At 65.4% G+C, this 21,070-nt stretch carries 17 protein-coding genes; 12 read left to right on the top strand and 5 right to left on the bottom strand.

Features of this window, described 5'->3' with window-relative positions; translation table 11 throughout:
• Positions 1-221: 221 nt before the first annotated feature.
• The gene (locus tag WDB66_RS14420) at positions 222-1,601 is read left to right on the top strand and encodes an NTP/NDP exchange transporter (protein ID WP_489670874.1); all 1,380 of its coding nucleotides are present in this window, start codon (positions 222-224) and stop codon (positions 1,599-1,601) included.
• A gap of 280 nt (positions 1,602-1,881) precedes the next feature.
• Here the strand turns inward: WDB66_RS14420 and WDB66_RS14415 are convergent, their stop codons facing one another.
• The 3 genes from WDB66_RS14415 to WDB66_RS14405 form a co-directional block, all read right to left on the bottom strand.
• On the bottom strand, positions 1,882-2,370 hold the full coding sequence (locus WDB66_RS14415; protein WP_339399310.1) for a hotdog fold domain-containing protein: 489 nt from the start codon (positions 2,368-2,370) through the stop codon (positions 1,882-1,884).
• A 398-nt stretch (positions 2,371-2,768) separates the two neighbouring features.
• Positions 2,769-5,237, bottom strand: a complete 2,469-nt coding sequence (locus WDB66_RS14410) for an acyl-CoA dehydrogenase (protein WP_339399309.1) — start codon at positions 5,235-5,237, stop codon at positions 2,769-2,771.
• Positions 5,234-6,136 (bottom strand): alpha/beta fold hydrolase, encoded by a 903-nt coding sequence (locus WDB66_RS14405; RefSeq protein WP_489670873.1) that lies wholly within the window; start codon positions 6,134-6,136, stop codon positions 5,234-5,236. The genes WDB66_RS14410 and WDB66_RS14405 overlap by 4 nt, the downstream gene beginning before the upstream one ends.
• A 140-nt stretch (positions 6,137-6,276) precedes the next feature.
• On the opposite strand from WDB66_RS14405, the gene WDB66_RS14400 reads away from it, so the two are divergent.
• The 5 genes from WDB66_RS14400 (at position 6,277) to radA (ending at position 13,776) form a co-directional block, all read left to right on the top strand.
• Complete coding sequence (locus WDB66_RS14400; RefSeq protein WP_339399307.1) at positions 6,277-6,864, top strand: TetR/AcrR family transcriptional regulator; 588 nt, start codon at positions 6,277-6,279, stop codon at positions 6,862-6,864.
• 315 nt (positions 6,865-7,179) lie between these two features.
• Positions 7,180-9,918: a TonB-dependent receptor plug domain-containing protein gene (locus WDB66_RS14395; protein ID WP_339399306.1), complete on the top strand. Its 2,739-nt coding sequence runs from the start codon at positions 7,180-7,182 to the stop codon at positions 9,916-9,918.
• A 368-nt stretch (positions 9,919-10,286) separates the two neighbouring features.
• Complete coding sequence (locus tag WDB66_RS14390) at positions 10,287-10,985, top strand: putative 2OG-Fe(II) oxygenase (RefSeq protein ID WP_339399305.1); 699 nt, start codon at positions 10,287-10,289, stop codon at positions 10,983-10,985.
• Positions 10,986-11,367: 382 nt separating this feature from the next.
• On the top strand, positions 11,368-12,366 hold the full coding sequence (locus WDB66_RS14385) for a class I SAM-dependent methyltransferase (RefSeq protein ID WP_339399304.1): 999 nt from the start codon (positions 11,368-11,370) through the stop codon (positions 12,364-12,366).
• A 36-nt stretch (positions 12,367-12,402) separates the two neighbouring features.
• A complete protein-coding gene (gene radA / locus WDB66_RS14380; protein ID WP_339399303.1) occupies positions 12,403-13,776 on the top strand; it encodes a DNA repair protein RadA in 1,374 nt (457 codons plus the stop codon).
• Between the two features lie 222 nt (positions 13,777-13,998).
• Here the strand turns inward: radA and WDB66_RS14375 are convergent, their stop codons facing one another.
• On the bottom strand, positions 13,999-14,388 hold the full coding sequence (locus tag WDB66_RS14375) for a PilZ domain-containing protein (RefSeq protein ID WP_339399302.1): 390 nt from the start codon (positions 14,386-14,388) through the stop codon (positions 13,999-14,001).
• The gene (locus WDB66_RS14370) at positions 14,385-15,188 is read right to left on the bottom strand and encodes a cytochrome C assembly family protein (protein WP_339399301.1); all 804 of its coding nucleotides are present in this window, start codon (positions 15,186-15,188) and stop codon (positions 14,385-14,387) included. The genes WDB66_RS14375 and WDB66_RS14370 overlap by 4 nt, the downstream gene beginning before the upstream one ends.
• A gap of 173 nt (positions 15,189-15,361) precedes the next feature.
• Here WDB66_RS14370 and ffh point away from each other — a divergent pair, with 173 nt between their 5' ends.
• From ffh to htpG, 6 genes are all read left to right on the top strand, one after another.
• A complete protein-coding gene (ffh, locus tag WDB66_RS14365) occupies positions 15,362-16,738 on the top strand; it encodes a signal recognition particle protein (protein ID WP_339399300.1) in 1,377 nt (458 codons plus the stop codon).
• A gap of 102 nt (positions 16,739-16,840) precedes the next feature.
• Positions 16,841-17,113 (top strand): 30S ribosomal protein S16, encoded by a 273-nt coding sequence (gene rpsP, locus WDB66_RS14360; RefSeq protein WP_339399299.1) that lies wholly within the window; start codon positions 16,841-16,843, stop codon positions 17,111-17,113.
• 22 nt (positions 17,114-17,135) lie between these two features.
• A complete protein-coding gene (gene rimM / locus WDB66_RS14355; RefSeq protein WP_339399298.1) occupies positions 17,136-17,642 on the top strand; it encodes a ribosome maturation factor RimM in 507 nt (168 codons plus the stop codon).
• 66 nt (positions 17,643-17,708) lie between these two features.
• The gene (trmD, locus tag WDB66_RS14350) at positions 17,709-18,464 is read left to right on the top strand and encodes a tRNA (guanosine(37)-N1)-methyltransferase TrmD (protein ID WP_339399297.1); all 756 of its coding nucleotides are present in this window, start codon (positions 17,709-17,711) and stop codon (positions 18,462-18,464) included.
• A 177-nt stretch (positions 18,465-18,641) separates the two neighbouring features.
• The gene (gene rplS, locus WDB66_RS14345) at positions 18,642-19,043 is read left to right on the top strand and encodes a 50S ribosomal protein L19 (RefSeq protein WP_339399296.1); all 402 of its coding nucleotides are present in this window, start codon (positions 18,642-18,644) and stop codon (positions 19,041-19,043) included.
• A 145-nt stretch (positions 19,044-19,188) separates the two neighbouring features.
• Positions 19,189-21,063, top strand: coding sequence for a molecular chaperone HtpG (htpG, locus tag WDB66_RS14340; protein ID WP_339399295.1), 1,875 nt, complete (start codon positions 19,189-19,191; stop codon positions 21,061-21,063).
• Positions 21,064-21,070 lie beyond the last annotated feature (7 nt).

The following is a 21,070-nucleotide window of genomic DNA, read 5'->3' as shown; positions in this document are numbered from 1 at the left end:
CCCCGGCAGGAAGACGCCCTGCATTCTTCTGAACCTAGCCGCGCGGCATAGAGCAAATGCTCGGACGCCGAGGGTTTTTCCCGTGGCTGTGACATCGGTCACCGGCAGCCGCTTTCGGGCAGTGGAAATGCTGGCGATGTTGCAGTGCATCGTATACCTTGGCGCGGATCCGGCCCGGTGCTTTCCGGTGTCGACAGTGGAATCGGCCAAGACCACCCCATGTGACCAGGCAAACCAGTTCCCCTTCCCGTGCCGTCGGCCGTTTCCGGCAGACCCTGTCCTCGCTGGGTGTCGATACCCCGGCGTTGTGGTGGTCGCTGCTGTATTTCTTCGCACTGCTGACCGGCTATTACGTGCTGCGCCCGGTGCGCGATGCGATGGGCGCCTCGGCCGATGCGCAGGCGGTGTTCCCGCCGGGCCTGATCGCCTGGGCGCAGGGCATGGGCTTCAATCTGGGCGATTTCACCTTGCAGGTGCTGTTCACCGGCACCTTCATCTGCATGGTGCTGCTGCAACCGGTGTATGGCGCGCTGGTGTCGCGCTTTCCGCGCCGCGTGTTCCTGCCGCTGGTGTATCTGGTCTTCATCGCCTGCCTGCTGGGCTTCTATTGGGCTTTTGACAGCGCCATGCCAGGGCGTGGCGCGGCGTTCTTCATCTGGGTGGCGGTGTTCAACCTGTTCGCGGTCAGCGTGTTCTGGAGCTACATGGCCGATGTCTTCGACAACGAGGACGCGAAGAAGGTCTACGGCTACATCGGGGCCGGCGGCACCATCGGCGCGCTGACCGGGCCCACGATCACCAGCCTGCTGGTGGAGCGCATCGGCGTTGCCAATCTGTTGCTGGTATCGGCCGGCTTCCTGGTGCTGTGCCTGTTGTGCATCCTGCGGCTGCGGCCCTGGGCGATCCGGCGCGAGCTGCGCCATCACGAGGCCAGCGGTGAAAGCGCGATGGGTGGCTCGATGCTGGCCGGTCTGCGGCTGGTCTGGCAGGACCCGCTGCTGCGCGCGCTGGCGATGCTGATGTTCTTCGGCGTCGGGGTCGGCACACTGCTGTACAACGAACAGGCCGCGATCGCGCGCCAGCTTGGCGTGGATGCCACCCGCACCGCCTATTACGCGCGCCTGGACTGGGGCGTGAACCTGCTGACCATCGTGATCCAGGTGTTCCTGACGCGCTGGCTGCTGCGCCGCTACGGTGTCGCGCCGCTGTTGTTGATCCCGGCCGGCGCGATCCTGCTCGGCTTCGCGCTGCTCTCGGCTTCACCGCTGCCGGCGCTGATCTGGGTGGTGCAGGTGATGACCCGCGCCAGCGAGTTCTCGCTTGCCAAGCCGGCACGCGAAACGCTCTACACCCGGGTCGAGCGCGAGGCGCGCTACAAGGCCAAGGCGGTGATCGATACCGCCGTCTACCGTGGCGGTGACCTGAGTTTCGTCTGGCTGCACAAACTGCTGTCGGGCTTCGGTTCGCACGTGGTGTTCCTGGTCGGCGTCGGCGTGGCTTTCGGCATGGGGCTGGGCGCCTGGCGCGTGGTCAAGGCGCAGCAGGGCCTGCCGGAAACCCCGGCCCCGCCAACACCCGCCCCGGAGGCCAAACCCGCCTGACCCGTGGCGTCGGATGCAGGCTGGCAGGATAGGCCGATCATTCGGCCGCGGGATGGTCAGGAAATCGTGCCCCCTGCGGGTGTACTCCTACAACAGCGACCCCGGCTGTAGGAGCGCACCCGCAGGGGGCGCGATGGGATCACGCGGATCGCACCCTGCCATCGAAATCCCGTGGGCGCGCACTGGCGCGGTGAAACCTCCCCGACCACACAGGTCGTGGTGAGCGAAGCAAGCCGCGACGGCGTGAATCCATGCCACCCGGCACCGTTGCGCGCCGGTTTCAGCTGCCGCCCGTCGCCGGACGTTTGGGCGACACCCACATCGTGATACGCGCACGGAACACGCTGTCGCCCTCAACATCACGGATATCGACGCTGACTGGCAGCTCGTAGCCCTGGGCCGATTCGATCACCTCGATGTCCGGCGTGGCGCTGGCCTGCATCGGGCCGCGCGCTTTCTTCAGGTATTCCACGCTCATGCCTTTCGGAATCCAGCGCATGCCGGCGGGGATCGTGGCATCGGTCATCAGCCCGCCGCTCAGTTCGGCCAGATTGCACAGCGCGATCGCGTGCACCGTGCCCAGATGGTTGTGCAGCGCGCGCCGGTCGCGCATCCGCGCCTGGCAGCAGCCCGGTTCAAGCCGGGTGATGCGCGCACGGATTGTGGCGAAGTAGGGCGCCTTGAAGCCGACCAGACGGCTGAACAGCCAGCCGCCGGCCGGCCACGCAGCGAGCCTGCGGTAAAGGGAAAGAATGCGGGGTTGCGACATGGGAAGGTCCGGTCAGGAAAAAGCACACGTAGCGGCGGCCACGCGAATAGCACGACGCCCAACGCAAACAACGAGCTTACGGAGTATCGCGGCAGAACGAGCTGATCGCCGCCAGATTGCGGTAGGAGCGCACTCATAAAGGGAGCGCGATGGGATCACGCAAATCACACCCCGCCACCCAATCCCGTGGGAGCGGCCTTGGCCGCGATGGGGTTTTGCCCGTGATGTCGAGCCGCATAGGTCATGGTGAGCACCGCGAACCGCGACACCATGACGCGCATTGTTGCGGTATCCGGTTCCCCGCATTATCTGCGCCACAACAGCATTCCGACTTCCGTGAGCGATCCGATTCCCTGCCCACATCCGGGCAGGGAATCGAATCATCATCAGCCCCCGCTTCAGGCGGTCTGGCCGCGTGCCGCTGGTGGCTGCACGAAGCTGGCGGCGACCAGTTCGGAAGGGTCGAAATCATCCACGCTGATCGCATCCAGCGTGATCTCGTGCAGTTCCTTCAGCATCTGCACCTCGCTCGCGCTCAGGATGCCTTTCAGCTGCGCCTGTTGCAGCTGCGCGTCCACTTCCAGCGCGTCGATCTGGCCGGCCTTGACCGCCTTCAGGAACTTGCGCTCCACCGGCTCGGCCGCGATCACCTTCGGCAGTGCCGCGTTGATGCGGCCGCCGGGGTTGTTGGCGCAGGGCGTCAGGAAGGCACCTTCGCCAAGGCGGTCGCGGGTATCGCTCGGGGTCAGCAGCAGTGCGGCGACGCGATGGCCGAGACGGTCACCGGGCGCATGCGCGCGGCGGCCCCATGGGAACACCAGCACCCACAGCAGCCAGCCGACCGGCTTGATCGGAAAGTTGCGCAGCGCCTCGGACAGCGCCAGTTCGATCTTGTGCGCGCAGTCGTGGAAGGCCCAGGCCAGCAGTGGACGATCGCCGGCCGGCCGGTCCTGGTCCTCGTAGCGCTTCAGCATCGCGCTGGCGATGTAGAGCTGGCTCAGCACATCGCCCAGGCGCCCGGACAGGCGTTCCTTGAACTTGAGCTTGCCGCCCAGCGTCAGCATCGCCGTATCGGCCACCAGCGCCAGATTGGCCGAATAGCGGTTGAGCTTGCGGTAGTAGCGGCGGGTGTAGGAGTCGCCGGGCGCCTTGCCCAGCGTCGCGCCGGTCAGGCCCATGACCAGGCTGCGAACCGCGTTGGAAACGGCGAAGCCGATATGCCCGAACAGGGTACGGTCGAACTCGCGCAGCCGGGTTTCCGGGTCCGGATGGCGCGCAGCCTGCATTTCCTGCAACACCCACGGATGGCAGCGGATCGCGCCCTGGCCGAAGATCATCAGGCAGCGCGTCATGATGTTGGCGCCTTCCACCGTGATCGAGATCGGCGCCGCCTGCCAGTTGCGCCCGGCGAAGTTCTTCGGCCCCAGGATCACGCCCTTGCCGCCCAGCACATCCATCACGTCGCTGATGGTCTGGCGGCCCTTCTCGGTGCAGTGATACTTGGCGATGGCCGAAGGCACGGCCGGCTTTTCACCGCGATCCACCGCCGCCGCGGTCGCCTGCGACAGCGCGCTGCCCGAATAGGTATTGCCGGCGATCCGCGCCAGCGCTTCCTCCACGCCCTCGAAACGCCCGATCGCCAGTCCGAACTGCTTGCGTACCCGTGCATAGGCGCCGGTCACCAGCGCGCCGGCCTTCATCCCGCCGGCGGCGGTCGAAGGCAGCGTGATGGCGCGGCCCACCGACAGGCATTCGACCAGCATGCGCCAGCCGTGGCCGATGTAATCCTCGCCGCCGATCAGCGCCGACAGCGGCAGGAACACGTCCTTGCCGCGCACCGGTCCGTTCTGGAAGGTGCAGTTCAGCGGGAAATGGCGACGCCCGACTTCCAGCCCCGGCGTGTCGCTGGGCATCAGCGCCAGGGTGATGCCACGATCACTGGTATCGCCGAGCAGGCCGTCCGGATCATGCAGGCGGAACGCCAGCCCGATCACGGTCGCCACCGGCGCCAGCGTGATGTAGCGCTTGTCGAAGTTCAGCCGCACGCCGAGCACCTTGGCGCCGTTCCACTCGCCTTCGCAGACGATGCCGTAGTCCGGAATCGAGGTCGCATCCGAACCGGCGCTCGGGCCGGTCAGCGCGAAGCAGGGGATTTCCTTGCCGACCGCCAGGCGCGGCAGGTAATGGCTCTTCTGCTCATCGGTGCCGTAGTGCAGCAGCAGTTCCGCCGGTCCCAGCGAGTTGGGCACGCCGACGGTGGAGGACAGCACGCTGGAGATCGAGGCCAGCTTGGCGATCACGCGCGAATGCGCGGTCGCGGAGAAGCCCAGGCCGCCGTACTCCTTCGGAATGATCATGCCGAAGAACTTCTGCTTGCCCAGGTATTCCCAGATTTCCGGCGGCAGGTCGGCACGCACATGGGTGATGTCCCAGTCGTTGGTCATCTTGCAGACCTCTTCCACCGGGCCATCGAGGAAGGCCTGTTCCTCCGCGGTCAGTTCCGGCTTGGGCTGGGCCAGCAGCTGCTTCCAGTCCGGCATGCCGGAGAACAGCTCGCCCTCGAAACCGACGGTGCCCGCATCCAGCGCGGTCTGTTCGGTTTCCGACAGCGTCGGCAGCATTTTCGTGTAGATCTTCAGCAGCGGCGCGGTGATGCGGCTGCGGCGCAGGCCGGTGTGCAGCAGCGGCACCGCCACCAGCGCCAGCAGCAGGGCCGCGATCACGCTGGCCACGACACTGGCCTTGAACACCAGCGCCAGCACCAGGCCGGCCACGCTCAGCGCCACCCAGCTTTTGAGCGAAACGCGGAAGTAGGCGGCCACCATGCCGGCCAGCAGCAGGGCGAGGAAGGGAAGGAGGATGCTCATCGAAGGGCTCCGGCGGGAAGGGAGTTGCCGGCTGGCAACGTGGACAGGAAAGCAAGAATGGTTCGAGTAAATGCATCATTGTCGTCGCCGACCACCATGTGGGTGGCCTGCGGCAGGCGGACGTGCCGCGCGTGCGGCACCCGTTGCAGGAAGTCGGTCACGTGCGCATCGCCGATCAGTTCGCTGCGTCCGCCGCTGACCAGCAGCGTCGGCACCTGGATGCGGTCGGTGGCGTCCAGCAGGCGCGCCTGGTACTGCGCGCCCTGGCGACCGATGGAATCGATCAGGCGTGGATCCCAGTGCCAGCGCCAGCGCCCATCTTCGCGCTGTGCCAGCAGTGGTTCCAGTTCTTCGCGGCTCTTGCGGCGCGGGCGGTGCGGCAGATAGGCCGCGATCACATCGGCGGCATGTTCGGGTGAATCGAAACCTTCCGGGTGCGCGCTCATGAAACCCATGATGCGCTCGACCCCGGCTTCATCCCAGCGCGGCGCGATATCTACCAGCACCAGCGCCCGGAACGGCGGCGGATCGCGATGCCCCTGCGCATACAGGCCCAGCAGTCCGCCCATCGACGCGCCCACCAGCACCGGCGGCGTGGCGTGGTCCTGCGCCAGCGCGGCCAGATCATCGACGAACTGTTCCAGCTCGTACGGCAGCTGCGCCGGATTCCAGCGGCTCTGGCCGTGGCCACGCGCATCGAAGCGGGTGCTGCCGTGCCCATGCGCGGCCAGCGTTGCCGCCGTCCGGGTCCAGGCCTGGCGGGTCTGGCCGAAACCATGCGCGAACAGCACTTCGGCCCGATCCGGGCGGCCCGGCAGCCGTTGCAGCGCGAGCGCGTCGGAAGGTGACATCTGGCGATCTTCCGCCTGCGGCACGATCATGGAAGGGTGCGTTACCATACCGGCGAGTATGTTCCGCCTCGCCGGCGTCCGTCAATACGGATGCGTATGGTGTAGCGCGTCGGTGCCCCGGCGGGGCCGGCGTCGGCATCGTGCAGGAGTTGCGCCGGTTCCTGTGAATTTCCGATAGGCTTGCTTAGATGACACGTGCTTCCGCCCCCGCCAAGACCGAACGCACCTCGCGCCTGAGTGCCAGTGACTGGGCCCAGGCCGCGCTGGACCTGATCGCCGAGGAAGGCGTGCACGCGGTCGCGGTCGAACCGCTGGCACGCCGTCTGGGTGTCACCAAGGGCAGCTTCTACTGGCACTTCCCCTCGCGTGACGCCCTGCTGCGTGCCGCGCTGGAGCGTTGGGAGCAGGTCGAACTGGATGAAGTGTTCGCCCGGCTCGAAGCGGTGGCCGATCCGCGCGAACGCATGCGTGAGCTGTTCCTGCGGGTCGCGCACGAAGTCCGCTCGCACATCATCTATTCGGAACTGCTCAAGACGCTCGATCATCCCGTCGTGCAGCCGGTCATGCAGCGCGTCTCCAAGCGCCGCCTGGACTACCTGATGCTCGCCTTCCGCCAGCTCGGCATGGTCCGTGCTGATGCCCAGCATCGCGCACACCTTACTTATGCGGCCTACGTCGGCTTCCTGCAGCTGTCGTTGCAGCTGGGCCAGCCGCGCCTGCAACAGGCCGAGTTCGACGCCTACGTTGATCACGTCATCCAGACGCTGATCCCGTAACCGGCCCGCGCGCAAGCCCCTCCGATCCGCCTGAATGGCTTGTCCCGCAAGGGTTTGCCGGTGTTCGTGACATCTCAGGGAAAGCGTTGGCGGCCTATTGCGCCAGTGTTAAGAAATGGCTAAGCTGCGGCAAGCCGAGGAAGTGCAAGACTCAATGCGCCCCGGCCGGGACAACCACTGTGGGGCATTGGCCCACTTGGCAACTGCGCCAAGTTTCACCTTGGCAACAAAAATTTCTGGAGAGAGAGCATGAAGTTGAAGACCTCTAAGCTTCGCAGCGCAATCATCCTTGCGCTCGTGGCTGTACCTGTTTCCATGCCCCTGATGGCGCAGGAAGAAGGTGATGACGCCACCCGCCTGGACACCATCACCGTCACTGGTTCGCGCATCAAGCGCGCCGACGTCGAAGGCGCACTGCCGGTCGTCGTGATCGACCGCGCCCAGATCGAGGCCAGCGGCACGATCACGGTTGCCGACTTCCTGCGTGACACCACGTTCAACAGCTTCGGCGCCTATATGAGCTCTTCGGGCAGCTCCGGTCTGGGTGCCACCCAGGTCAGCATGCGCGGCCTGGGTGCACAGCGCACCCTGATCCTGATCGACGGCCGTCGCGCCCCGGTCGCCCCGCAGCTGGGCCAGGGCCAGGACCTGAACTCGATCCCGCTGGCGGCGGTCGAGCGTTTTGAAATCCTGTCCGACGGTGCTTCGGCCATCTACGGTTCCGACGCACTGGGCGGCGTGATCAACATCATCACCCGCAAGGACTACGACGGCGTCCAGCTCAGCTACGGCATGGGCCGCCCGAGCAACGACGGCGGTGATACCGAAGAAGGCAGCGTGATCATCGGCTCCTCGAGCGACCGTGGCCGCGTACTGGCCGGCGCCTCGTATTCCGAGCGCGACATCATCTTCAACCGCGACCGCGACTACTGGTACTGGGGCCCGAACAGCACTGGCTCCACCTTCTCCAACAACTTCGCCACCCGCATCAGCACCGGTCTTGCCGCGCGTCTGCGTCATCCGGAATTCGGCACCGCCGTGCCGGGTCTTTGCACCAACAACCAGTCCGGTTTCTGGTTTGCTCCGGCAAGCAACGCAGCTGGCGAAAACATCGGCAATTGCCAGTTCGACCACGCTTCGGTCTCGGCCACGATTTCCAGCAACAAACAGAATGCCATCTTTGCCCGTGGTGACTACGAGATCAACGAAGACTGGACCTTCTACTTCGACACCAGCACCAACAAGTCGACCGCGTTCGGCCGTTACGCGCCGGTTCCGTCGAGCCCGTTCCCCGGTGGTGCCATCCGCCTCGTGGCCGGCAGCCCGAACCATCCGGGCACCGCCCCGGAAGACGGCGGTCTGAACCCGAACTACGACAGCTACTACGCCCAGTTCGCCGGTCAGGATCTGTTCCTGTTCCACCGCTTCGCGGCGCTCGGCAACCGTGACAGCTATTCGGAAGTCACCACCAGCAACTACGCCGGCGGCCTGCGCGGCATGGTCGGCAATGTCGAGCTGGATTTCGGTGCTCGCTACAACGAGAGCCGTGGCTGGGACAAGGGTGAGAACTACGTTGTCGGTGGACTGGCCCAGGCCCCGATCACCAGCGGTGAATACAACATCTACGATCCCTTCGCTGGCGATCCGAACGGCCTCGGCTTCACCACCACGATCCTGCGTGACCTGAAGTTCAACACCAAGGAAGTCTACGGCAGTGCCGCCTTCGACCTGTTCTCGATGGGTGGTGGCAGCGCCGCGATGGTCGTCGGCGCCGAGTACCGCGAAGAGTTCTATCAGGACAATTACGATCCGCTGTCCGAGTCCGGCCAGGTCGTGGGTTCGGCCGGCAACTCTGCCGCCGGTGATCGTGACGTCAAGGCCGCCTACTTCGAAGTGCTGTTCCCGATCACCTCGACCTTCGAAGTCGACATCGCCGGCCGTTACGACGAGTACAGCGACTACGGCAGCGACTTCGCTCCGAAGGTGTCGCTGCGCTGGCAGCCGCTGGAAAGCCTGACCTTGCGTGGTTCGTACGGCGAGGGCTTCCGCGCCCCGACGCTGGACATCCTGACCGCCAAGCCGAGCTTCAGTGCTGACGCAAGCACCGACCGGGACACCTGCATGATGCTGGCCGGTACGCCGAACTGCGAAACGCAGATCAGCACCTGGCGCATTTCCAACCCGAACCTGACCTCGGAGCAGTCCGAGCAGTTCAGCGTGGGTGTGGTGTGGGATGCCACCGACTGGCTGAACATGAGCCTTGATTACTACAACATCAAGATCACCGACCAGATCGCGTTCATCGGCTCTAACACGATCACCCAGTGTCTGCGTGGCAGCCGTACCGACTGCCCGACCGGCCTGAGCTACCTGCCGACGGGCACCTCGGCCACCGCACCGAATCCGGGCGTGGGCCTGGGCCTGGAGCTTGATCCGATCAGCGGCGGCATCGTGCTGGCGCAGACCGGTTACACCAACCTGGGTTCGGTCGAAACCGAAGGCTTTGACTTCACCGCCCGTACCAACTTCGATCTGGGCAACTTCGGTTCGCTGCGCAACCAGCTGATGGTCAGCTATGTGTCTGATCAGCACACCAATGACAACCCGAGCTATGTCGGTCAGCCTGGCGTGCCGCGCATCCGTGCCGGCCTGCAGAATATCTGGTCGATCAGTGATTTCGAGGTGAGCTGGAACATCAACTACATCCACCACACCCATTCGTGGAGCTATCGTGACTGGGTGGGCCTGAGCAGCAATGGTGATTTCCAGGGTTCCTACGAGCAGTACCTCACCACTCCGCAAGCAGACGGTGGTATGGGTCTTCCGTCGGCAGATATCGTCGGCAAGACGATGCCGTCCTTCGTCTCGCACGATTTCCAGTTCAACTACAACGCACCGTGGAATGCGACCGTGACTCTGGGCGTGCGTAACGCCTTTGATCGCAATCCGAGCATGGACTGGGGGTACTTCTATTATCAGGCCGACTCGGTCGAAACCGATCTGTATGATGTGTGGGGTCGCGTGCCGTACTTCCGTTACACCCAGCGCTTCTGATCCCTCCGGATCGAACGCTTGCAACATGAAAGGGGGCCTCGCAAGAGGCCCCCTTTTTTGTGGTTCATCGCGCTCCCTTCAGGTGCACTGACGTAGGTCGGCTTAAGCGCCGCAGGCGTGGAGCCGACGGCGTCCAGCGCGGGCGAATCGTCGGTTGACCAACCTTCGGTTGTTGAAAAACGCCTCACCGCTTCGCGGCTTGAACCGACCTACCGCCAGTAGACCGGATAAGGCGCAAGCCGCACCCGGGTGGGGCCTTCCCATGATTCCGACCGCGCCCTGCCCAGGCCACTTTCTGCTCAAACCAGCAAATTCCCCCGCCAACGCAAGGTAAACTGCATGGTTTCCGTCAGGGGGCAACACCCACCATGTCCAAACTCTCCATCCTCACGGCCTATGCCGTGCCATTGATCAATGTCGAATTCGACGACAGCGACGCACTGAACAGTGAACTGCGCAAGGCCTTCCTGGAATACGCCGCGCAGGGCGACACCTGGGCCAACAAGGAGCCCTTCGTGCAGCGCAACGCAAGCCTGTTCGAAAGCGCCTTCAACCTGTTCGACTGGAACGACCCGGCCATCGCCAAGCTGCGCGACCAGTGCATGGCCGCGCTCTACCGCGCCGTCGGCGAACTGAACCAGTACGACGACGCCACCCTGGCGCGGCTGCACGTCGCGCACGAATCCTGGTTCCACGTGACCCGCAAGGGCGGCTATTTCGGCGCCCACAACCACCCGCTGCACTCCTGGTCCGGCGTCTACTGCGTCTGCCAGGAAGGCGATGAGGACAACGAACACAGCGGCCGCCTGACCTTCATCAGCCCCTATGCGACCAACACCATGTTTGTCGACATGGCATCGCACAAACTGAAGCCGCCGTTCCATACCGGCTCCTGGCCGATCCGGCTCAAGCCCGGACAATTGCTGCTGTTCCCCTCCTGGCTGCTGCACCAAGTCACCGCCTTCGAGCCGGCCAACGACGACGGCCTGCGCATCACCGTCGCCTTCAACGCCCGCTTCCGAATGGAAGGCGTGGAGCCCCTGACCGCAATGCCGAACCCGCGCTGATCCAGAATTCCCGCCCGTTTCTGCAGAAACGGGCGGGCCCGCGTTTGGGGCTTTCCCGCTGATGCCTATCCCATATAGGTCGGGCTGAGCGCAGCGATGCCCGACATCAAAACCGTGCTGCCGCGCTATCCATCCCGCCGCCGCATAGCGCCTGCCAGATTCCATGCGTTGGGATTCGTCCGGATCACGTCCGGGGTCACCACCAACCTATGCAGTGATTGGGGCAAGGCTTCTGTGTGCGGGCGTGCCGGAATGTCGAAGTTTCCACGCGACGGAAGCATGGCTGTCGGGCATCGCTGCGCTCAGCCCGACCTATGTGGTGCCGGCAATGCATTACGATGGCCGGCCATCACGCCGCGCAGCAACCGACTCCGCCGGTTCCATGACAACACCATCCGCGAACACCACTCCGACCGCCCACGACCGCGCCCGCGCCTGGAGCAGCTACTGGGCCGGCGGTGCGCTGCATTCGCTGGCCGGCAGCTTCGACGGCAACTATGAAGGCGCCATCGGTGCGTTCTGGCAGGACGTGTTCGCCCAGCTCCCGCAGCAGGGCCGCGTGCTGGACCTGTGCTGCGGCAATTCGCCACTCGGCCAGTTGCTGATGCAGTCCGCGCAGGCGCCGCGCGTGGCGCATCTGGCGGTGGTCGATGCCGCCCGCATCGCACCGGCGTGGCCGGCACAGCTCCCGTCGGATATCGTCGCTCGCATCGCAGTGCACGGCGAAACCGATGTCGCCGCCTTGCCGTTTCCGGATGCCGCTTTCGATCTGTGCATCAGCCAGTACGGCATTGAATATGTCGGCCAGCCGGCGTTTTCCGAATCCGGCCGCGTATTGCGCAGCGGTGGCCGGCTCGCTGCGGTGCTGCACCACGCCGATGCCTTGCCGGTGCGCATCGGGCGCGAGGAAACCACCCATATCGACACGCTGCTGGCACCCGACGGCCTCTACACCCGCGCCAGCGCGATGATCGAGCCGCTGTCACGCGCCGCCACCCCGGCCGGCCGCGCCACCCTGATGCACGACGCCGGTGCCAACGCCGCACGCGCCGCCTTCAACGACAGCCTGCGCGCCGTGCAGCAACGCATCGATGCGGCGCAGTACCCGGACGTGATGCTGGAGCAGCGCGAGGCCGTGATGCAGCTGCTGGCCCAGGTCGCACAACTGGGCGAAGAAGCCGGCAACGCAAGGCTGTCAGCGCTGCGCCAGACCTTGCTGGATGCGCAGCTGCGACAGCGCGAACTGGTGGATTTCGCGCTCGACGAAGCCGGCATCCATGTGCTGCTCGATGCCTTTCCGGGCCGCATCGAGCACCTGCAAGCACTGGCCTTCGACAACGGCGAACTGGCCGGCTGGGCTCTCGTCGCCGTGCGCGACTGAGACGCCGCTGCCCGCATTTCGGAGAACCCCGTACCCATGGCCAAACCCAGAACCGCCTACGTCTGCACCGAATGCGGCGCCAGCGCCAGCAAATGGCAGGGACAGTGCCCGGAATGCGGCGTCTGGAACACGATGAGCGAAATCGTCGTGGAAGCCGCGCCGCCACCCAATGCGCGTGGCGCCCGCGCCGGTTATGCCGGGCAGGGCGGCGCCAGCCAGGTCACGCGTCTGGCCGACGTGGTGCACGATCAGGAAGTGCGCGAACCGGTCGGCATCGGCGAGCTGGATCGCGTGCTCGGCGGCGGACTGGTACAAGGCTCGGTGGTGCTGATCGGCGGCGATCCGGGCATCGGCAAATCCACCCTGCTGTTGCAGGCCGTGGCCGCGCTGGAGCCGCGTTTGCCCGGCCTGTATGTCACCGGTGAAGAAAGCCTGGGCCAGGTCAGCGCCCGCGCCAAACGCCTCGGGCTGGAGCTGGGTGACCTGCGCTGCCTGACCGAAACCTGCGTCGAACGCATCCTGCCGCAGCTGGCGAAGGAAAAGCCGCGGCTGGTGGTCATCGATTCGATCCAGACCATGTATTCGGACCAGCTCGCGGCCGCGCCCGGCTCGGTCAGCCAGGTGCGCGAAAGCGCGGCACGACTGGTGCGCATGGCCAAGGAAACCGGCATCAGCGTGTTCCTCGTCGGCCACGTCACCAAGGAAGGCGGCATCGCCGGCCCGCGCGTGCTGGAACACATGGTCGACGCGGTGCTGTATTTCGAAGGCGAGAGCGGTAGCCGCTTCCGCGTGTTACGTGCCTTCAAGAACCGCTTCGGCGCGGTCAACGAGCTGGGCGTGTTCGCGATGGGCGAAACCGGCCTGCGCGAAGTGCCGAATCCTTCGGCGATCTTCCTCTCCGGCAGCCCGGAACCGCAGCCGGGCAGTTGCGTGATGGTCACGCGCGAAGGCACCCGCCCGCTGCTGGTCGAAGCGCAGGCGCTGGTCGATGCCAGCCCCCTCGCCAATCCACGCCGCGTCGCGCTCGGACTGGAGCAGAGCCGTCTGGCGATGCTGCTGGCGGTGATGCATCGCCATGGCGGCATCGGCGTCTACGACCAGGACGTCTACGTCAACGTGGTCGGCGGCATCCGGGTGCAGGAAACCGCCGCCGACCTGCCGGTGCTGCTGGCGATCCTGTCCAGCTTTCGCAACCGCCCGCTGGAAACCCCGACCGTGGCCTTCGGCGAAGTCGGCCTGTCCGGCGAAATCCGACCTGTTCCCAACGGCGAGGAGCGCCTGCGCGAAGCGGCGACCTACGGCTTCAAACGCGCCATCGTCGCGCGCGCCAATGCCCCGAAAAAACCGATCAAGGATCTGGAAATCATCCCCGTCGAGCGCCTCGCGCAGGCGCTCGAAGCCGCGCAGTAAACCATCGCGCGCAGCCACGCGGGAACCCTGCCAAACTCCACATTGAATTTCGTGGCAACGGCCCCGGCCGTGATCAAACTTCCCCGGTGCTTCTTTCATACTCATCGCGGGCAGGCCCGCTCCCACAAAAAAGCTGGGAGCCGCTGTCAAGAAGAACGCCGTTGTGGCGGGCTTGCCCGCGATGGGGCTTTCCCGATCAAACCGATCTCATGCCGCGCAGATTCAATCCCCCAGCGCCGACAATTCCCGGTGCAACACATCGTTGTTGCCCAGATTCAGCTCGATCAGGCGCTTGAGCTGAGCGAAGCTGCCCAGATCGATCTTCACGCAATTGAAGCCCAGCCGGGTGTCGGCCACGATGCGCGCCAGTTCCACGCCCATGCCGATCAGCACGCCGCCGTCCAGCCGCAGGTCCAGCCGATAGCGGCTGCCGACCGAGCCGGTCCAGCCCTGCGGGCGTTCCACCAGCACGCCGGACAGCGACAGGTCCACCAGTCGCGTGTTCCACATCGCGTTGCCGGAATACAGCCGCACATCGCCTTCGATCGGGAAGCGGTGAAAGCGGCGCTGCGCCGCATCGTCGATAACCGGAATCGGGTGTAGGTCGTTCATCGGCCTCGGGCCAGGATCAATTCAAGCACGAACTTGCTGCCAAAGAACGCCATGCCCAGCAGGATCATCGCGGTCAACGTCAGGCGCACCGCGCGCCGCCCGCGCCAGCCGTATTGCATCCGGCCGAACAGCAGCGCACCAAAAACCCCCCAGGCCAGCAGCGAGAGCACGGTCTTGTGCACCAGGTGCTGGGCGAACAGATTCTCCACGAAGACCACACCGCTCATCAATGCCAGCGTCAGCAATGCGAAGCCGGCGCCGATCAGGCGGAACATCATCGCTTCCACCTGGGTCAACGGCGGGAACACCCGCAGCAGCGAATCCAGTCGCCGCTGGCGCAGCGCGCGTTCCTGCAACCACAGCATGATCGCCAGCCACGCCGCGACACTGAGCGCGGCATAGGCCATCAGCGCCAGCCCGGCGTGCAACTGGATCTGCCAGTCCATCGCCGGCAATCCGTGCAGTTCCGGCCGGGTGCTGCGGAACAGCAGCAACAGCGCAGCCGCAGTCGGATAAACCACCACACCCAGCGCACCAACCGGACGCACCAGCGCGATGCCCGCGACCAGCGCCGCCACCACCAGGCTGATCACCGACAGCGCGGTGAAGAAATGCAGCGCGATGCCGCCGCTGGACAGCCATGTCTGCACATGCACTGTCGTGTGCATGGCCACTGCCAGCAGTGCCAGCCATGCCGGCCCGCGCGCATTGCCGCGCTGCGCGCGCGCCAACCGCTGCACCTGCCAACCGGTGGCGACCAGGTAGGCGATCAGGGCGGCAATGGAAAGCGCGGAGGTCATCACACAAGTTTGGCACAGCCGTGCGCAAGGAACACGCCAACATCATCCTTGCTTTCCGCCGGCCGCCGCCGGCATTGCGCACCGTGCGGCAGTGAAGGTCCGTGCGCAGGCGGGCGGACCACCGACAGGGCTGGGCTATACTGCGCAATCGTCATTTTTCCGTGATCCGCCCCATGTTCGAGTCTTTGAGCCAACGCCTGTCCACGACGATGCAACGCCTGCGCGGGCGCGGCCGGCTGACCGAGGAAAACATCCGCGAAGCCACCCGCGAAGTGCGCATCGCGCTGCTGGAAGCCGATGTCGCGCTGCCGGTGGTGCAGGCCCTGATCCAGCGCATCAAGGTGCGCGCGGTCGGCCAGGACGTGCTCAAGAGCCTGACCCCAGGCCAGGCCCTGATCAAGGTGGTGCGCGACGAACTCACCCTGGTGATGGGTGCGCAGAGCGCCGAACTGAATCTCAACGTGCCGGCGCCGGCGGTGATCCTGATGGCCGGCCTGCAGGGCGCCGGCAAGACCACCACGGTCGGCAAGCTGGCGAAACTGCTGAAAGAGCGCCGCAAGAAGAAGGTCATGGTGGTCTCGGCCGATGTCTACCGCCCGGCGGCGATTGAGCAGTTGAAGACGCTGGCCGAGCAGACCGGCGTGCTGTTCTTCCCGTCGGATCCTTCGCAGAAACCGGTCGACATCGTCAAGGCCGCGATCAGCGACGCGAAGAAGAGCTTCGTCGACGTGCTGCTGGTCGATACCGCCGGCCGCCTCGCCATCGACGAGGAGATGATGGCCGAGATCAAGGCCCTGCATGCGGCGGTCGATCCGGTCGAAACCCTGTTCGTGGTCGACGCGATGACCGGCCAGGATGCCGCCAATACCGCCAAGGCCTTTTCCGAAGCGCTGCCGCTCACCGGTGTGGTGCTGACCAAGACCGATGGCGATGCGCGCGGAGGCGCGGCCTTGAGCGTGCGCTACATCACCGGCCGCCCGATCAAGCTCATCGGCACCTCGGAAAAGATGGACGGCCTGGACGTGTTCCACCCGGACCGCATCGCCAGCCGCATCCTGGACATGGGCGACGTGCTGTCGCTGGTGGAACAGGTCGAGCGCGATGTCGACCAGGAAAAGGCCGCCAAGCTGGCCGAGAAGGTCGCCAAGGGCAAGAAATTCGACCTCAACGACATGCGCGACCAGCTCGAACAGATGCAGAACATGGGCGGCATCCACGCCCTGATGGACAAGCTGCCGGGCATGGGGCAGGTGCCGGACAATCTCAAGAACCAGGTCACCGGCAAGGAAGTGCCGCGCATGATCGCGATCATCGGATCGATGACGAAGAAGGAGCGCCGCCATCCTGCGCTGCTCAACGGCTCGCGCCGCGCCCGCATCGCCCGCGGCTCGGGCACCACGCCGGCCGACGTCAACCGCCTGCTCAAGCAGTACCAGCAGATGGAGAAGATGATGTCCAAATTCTCCAGCGGCGGGCTCAAGGGCATGATGCGCGGCATGAAGGGCATGCTCGGCGGGCGCGGTGGGCCGGGCGGTTTCCCGATGCGCTGAGGCGGCGGATTTCCCTTTTCCGCGCCACGAGGTTAAAATACGCGGCTCGCCGTCCGTCCCGGGCGTCGCAGCCCCTCCTTTCCGATTGCAGAGCACACACCCATGGTCAAGATCCGTCTGACCCGCGGTGGCGCCAAGAAGCGCCCCTTCTACCACATCGTCGTGACCGACCAGCGCAACAAGCGCGACGGCCGCGCCATCGAGCGTATCGGGTACTACAACCCGGTGGCCCGTGGTGCCGAGCCGCGCGTGCAGATCGACACCGCACGCGTTGACCATTGGGTCGGCGTCGGTGCCCAGCTGAGCGAGAAGGTCGACCAGCTTTACCGTGACGCCGTCAAGGCTGCTGCCGAGCCGGCCCAGGCTGCCGCCTGAAGCCGGTTCCGATGCTGCGGGCATGAGCGGCGAGCGCCGCATTCCCGTCGGCAGGATCGTCGGCGTGCACGGTGTGCAGGGCTGGATAAAGCTCGAATCGCACACCGATCCACGCCGCAACATCTTCCGCTACCTGCCCTGGACCGTGCGCCATCGTGGTGTCGAGCACACCATCGATGTGGTGGAAGGGCGCGAGCAGGGCAAGGGTCTGGTGGCACATTGGCCGGAACTTGAAAGCCGTGATCAGGCCCACGCCTTGATCGGGGCCGAGATCTGGGTGCCGCGCGATGCACTGCCGCCCCCGCGTCCGGGCGAATACTACTGGGTCGATCTGGAAGGTCTGCGCGTGGCCGGCGTCGATGGTTACGACTTCGGCCGCGTCTCGCATCTGTCTTCGACCGGCGCCAACGATGTCATGTCCGTCATCGGCGAGCGCGAGCGGCTGATTCCATTCCTGAAGGACGATGTCATCCGGCGCGTCGATCTGGATGCCGGCCTGATCGAGATCGACTGGGATCCCGAATTCTGATCCGCATGGCTGGCGCCGTACGCCGGCCGCGGTGATGATGTCCTTCGCTCCAGCGAGCCCGTGCCCGTGCGCATCGATGTCCTGACCCTGTTCCCCGAATTCATTGCCGCCGCCGCTGCGGTGGGCGTGGTCGGGCGCGCGCAGCAGCGCGGGCTGATGCAGGTGCAGGCCTGGAATCCGCGCGATTTCACCCACGATAACTACCGCCGCGTCGATGAACGCACCTTTGGTGGCGGTCCCGGCATGGTGATGTCGACCCGGCCCCTGCGCGACTGCCTGGCCGCGATCCGCGCCGCTGACGCGGCGCGGGCGCATGTTGCCTATCTCTCTCCGCAGGGAGCGCGGCTGACCCAGCGTCGGGTTCGCGAATTGGCACAAATGCCGCGTCTGGTGCTGGTCTGCGGGCGCTACGAAGGCATCGACGAGCGCGTCATCGCGCGCGAAATCGACGAGGAAATCTCGATCGGCGACTATGTGCTGTCCGGCGGCGAACTGGCGGCCGCCGTGGTCATCGATGCGGTCGGCCGGATCCAGCGCGGCGCGCTCAACGACGAGGCCAGCGCGGCTCAGGATTCGTTCGAAGACGGCCTGCTCGACTGCCCGCACTACACCCGCCCGGAAATCGACGCGCAAGGTGACGCGGTGCCGCCGGTGCTGCTGTCCGGCGATCACGCCGCGATTGCGCGCTGGCGCCGCCAGCAATCTCTCGGGCGCACCTGGCTGCGGCGCCCGGACCTGCTGGCCCGGCTTTCCCTGACCGAACAGGATCGTCGCCTGCTGGAGGAATTCAGGTGGCAATGGCTGCAAACACAACGTCCGTAGCAATAGGCAGGCAACGCGGATGCAAGCCCGATGAATGCTGGGGCTTGGCAAACCCGGCAGAACCCGGCTAAAATACGCGACTGCCTTCGGGCTTTTGGCCGCTCAGGCCAGCCATGTCCGCCTGCCGGACTTCCGATCTTCTTACTTCAATCTCCCGCATGTCGGGCCGGTGCCATCATGACCAACAAGATCATCCAGGAATTCGAGGCCGAGCAGGCCACGCGCCAGTTGCCGGAATTCGGCCCGGGCGACACCGTCGTCGTCAACGTCAAGGTGAAGGAAGGCAACCGCGAGCGCGTCCAGGCCTATGAAGGCGTGGTCATCGCCAAGCGCAGCCGCGGCCTGAATTCGGCCTTCACGGTGCGCAAGATTTCGCACGGCACCGGTGTGGAGCGCGTGTTCCAGACCCATTCGCCGAGCATCGATTCGCTCGTGGTCAAGCGCCGCGGCGCGGTGCGTTCGGCCAAGCTGTACTACCTGCGCAATCTGGAAGGCAAGGCTGCCCGCATCAAGGAAGACCTCAGCGCCAGCGCGCGTGCCGCCAACGCGGCGGCCGCCGCCGCCGCTGCCGGCAACTGAGCCGCAACAGCAGATTCCGGGCCGACACAGGGCTCACGCTACGGCCGCGAAAGCGGCCGTTGTCGTTTCCGGCGCTTGAAAATCCCTGCCGCCGGCCCAACCTCGCGGGCACCCCCGCGTTTGTCCTTTCGTGTCTGTGGAAGCCATGAGCACTGAAACCCGAAGCTACGAATTCCAGGCCGAAGTGCAGCAGGTGCTGCGCCTGGTCATCCATTCGCTGTACTCCAACAAGAACATTTTCCTGCGCGAGCTGGTCTCCAACGCCTCGGATGCCTGCGACAAGCTGCGCTTCGAGGCGCTGGCCGAACCGGCGCTCTACGGCGACCAGCCGGAGCTGCGCATCGACCTGTCCTGGGACAAGGACGCACGCACGCTGACCATCTCTGACAGCGGCATCGGCATGTCGAAGCAGGAGCTGATCGACAACCTGGGCACCATCGCGCGCTCTGGCACGCGCCAGTTCCTGGAGGCGCTGGAAGACGGCAAGAAAGCCGATGCGCAGCTGATCGGCCAGTTCGGCGTCGGTTTCTACGCCGCCTTCATCGTCGCCGACAAGGTCAGCGTCAGCAGCCGCCGCGCCGGCAGCGGCGAAGCCTTCACCTGGGAATCGGCCGGTGATGGCCGTTTCACGCTGGAGCCTGTCGACAAGCCCGAACGTGGCACCACCATCGTGCTGCACCTGAAGGAAGGCGAGGACGAGTTCCTCGATGGCTGGACGCTGCGCTCGCTGGTGCGCACCTATTCGGACCACATCGGCTTCCCGATCCGGATGCCGGTGGAGAAGGACGGAAAGCCCGGCGACGAATGGGAAACCGTCAATCAGGCTGCGGCGCTGTGGACGCGCCCCAAGAGCGAGATCAGCGACGACGAATACCAGGCCTTCTACAAGCACATCAGCCATGACTTCGGCGATGCGCTGAGCTGGACCCACAACCGCGTCGAAGGCAATCAGAACTACATCTCGTTGCTCTATATCCCGGAGCGCGCGCCGTTCGATTTCGGTATGGAACGCGAGGCACGCAAGGGCCTGAAGCTCTACATCAAGCGCGTCTTCATCATGGATGCGGCCGAGCAGATGCTGCCGAACTACCTGCGTTTCGTGCGTGGTGTGATCGATTCGGACGATCTGCCGCTGAATGTCTCGCGCGAGATCCTGCAGAACAGCCGCCAGGTGGAAAAGCTCAAGTCGGCGCTGACCCGACGCGTGCTGGACCAGCTCGACCGGCTGGCGCGCGAGGAACCGGAAAAGTTCGCCACCTTCTGGAACGAGTTCGGTGCGGTACTGAAGGAAGGCCTGGCCGAGGACAGCGCCAACACCGCGCGCATCGCCAAGCTGCTGCGTTTCGCCTCCACCCATGCCGGCGAGCGCGACACGCTGGTGTCGCTGGACGACTACATCGGCCGCATGAAGCCGGGTCAGGAAACCATCAACTACCTGACCGCCGATGGCTGGAATGCCGCGCGCCACAGCCCGCAGCTCGAAGCGCTGAAGACGCATGGCGTCGAAGTGCTGCTGCTGCACGAGCGCATCGACGAATGGATGATCGGCTACCTGACCGAATACGAAGGCAAGAAGCTGCGCAACATCGCCAAGGGCGAACTGGGGGCGGCCGAACTGGGCGAGGGCGCGCCGGCCGCCGCCGATCAGCAAGAGCAGGTCAAGGCCGCCGAAGGGCTGCTGGAAAAGCTCAAGACCGCGCTCGGTGATCGCGTGAGCGAGGTGCGCGTTTCGCAGCGCCTGACCGATTCGCCCGCCTGCCTGGTGCTGGCCGAGCATGACATGGCCCTGCACATGCAGCGCCTGCTGAAAGCCGCCGGGCATGAAATCCCGGCCGGCACGCCGACACTGGAAATCAATCCCAAGCACGGCCTGTTGCAACGTTTCGATGCCGAAACCGACGACACCCGCCGTCAGGATATCGCGCTGCTGCTGTTCGAGCAGGCGCAACTGGCCGAAGGCGCGCAGCTGGACGATCCGGCCGCGTTCGTGCGCCGCATGAACGCATTGCTGCTGGGGTGATCCGGTC

Origin of the sequence: Denitratimonas organivorans (genome assembly GCF_037478135.1) — a bacterium.
Taxonomy (GTDB): domain Bacteria; phylum Pseudomonadota; class Gammaproteobacteria; order Xanthomonadales; family Xanthomonadaceae; genus Denitratimonas.
Note: the sequence above shows the minus strand (reverse complement) of the source record. Positions and strands in the feature narration are given on the sequence as shown.

Coding starts and splice junctions, on each gene's coding strand:
- htpG (WP_339399295.1), top strand. CDS start 19,189: ATGAGCACTGAAACCCGAAGCTACGAATTCCAGGCCGAAGTGCAGCAG.
- WDB66_RS14400 (WP_339399307.1), top strand. CDS start 6,277: ATGACACGTGCTTCCGCCCCCGCCAAGACCGAACGCACCTCGCGCCTG.
- WDB66_RS14390 (WP_339399305.1), top strand. CDS start 10,287: ATGTCCAAACTCTCCATCCTCACGGCCTATGCCGTGCCATTGATCAAT.
- rplS (WP_339399296.1), top strand. CDS start 18,642: ATGACCAACAAGATCATCCAGGAATTCGAGGCCGAGCAGGCCACGCGC.
- WDB66_RS14385 (WP_339399304.1), top strand. CDS start 11,368: ATGACAACACCATCCGCGAACACCACTCCGACCGCCCACGACCGCGCC.
- radA (WP_339399303.1), top strand. CDS start 12,403: ATGGCCAAACCCAGAACCGCCTACGTCTGCACCGAATGCGGCGCCAGC.
- rimM (WP_339399298.1), top strand. CDS start 17,136: ATGAGCGGCGAGCGCCGCATTCCCGTCGGCAGGATCGTCGGCGTGCAC.
- WDB66_RS14375 (WP_339399302.1), bottom strand. CDS start 14,388: ATGAACGACCTACACCCGATTCCGGTTATCGACGATGCGGCGCAGCGC.
- WDB66_RS14415 (WP_339399310.1), bottom strand. CDS start 2,370: ATGTCGCAACCCCGCATTCTTTCCCTTTACCGCAGGCTCGCTGCGTGG.
- WDB66_RS14410 (WP_339399309.1), bottom strand. CDS start 5,237: ATGAGCATCCTCCTTCCCTTCCTCGCCCTGCTGCTGGCCGGCATGGTG.
- WDB66_RS14395 (WP_339399306.1), top strand. CDS start 7,180: ATGCCCCTGATGGCGCAGGAAGAAGGTGATGACGCCACCCGCCTGGAC.
- rpsP (WP_339399299.1), top strand. CDS start 16,841: ATGGTCAAGATCCGTCTGACCCGCGGTGGCGCCAAGAAGCGCCCCTTC.
- WDB66_RS14370 (WP_339399301.1), bottom strand. CDS start 15,188: ATGACCTCCGCGCTTTCCATTGCCGCCCTGATCGCCTACCTGGTCGCC.
- ffh (WP_339399300.1), top strand. CDS start 15,362: ATGTTCGAGTCTTTGAGCCAACGCCTGTCCACGACGATGCAACGCCTG.
- WDB66_RS14405 (WP_489670873.1), bottom strand. CDS start 6,136: ATGGTAACGCACCCTTCCATGATCGTGCCGCAGGCGGAAGATCGCCAG.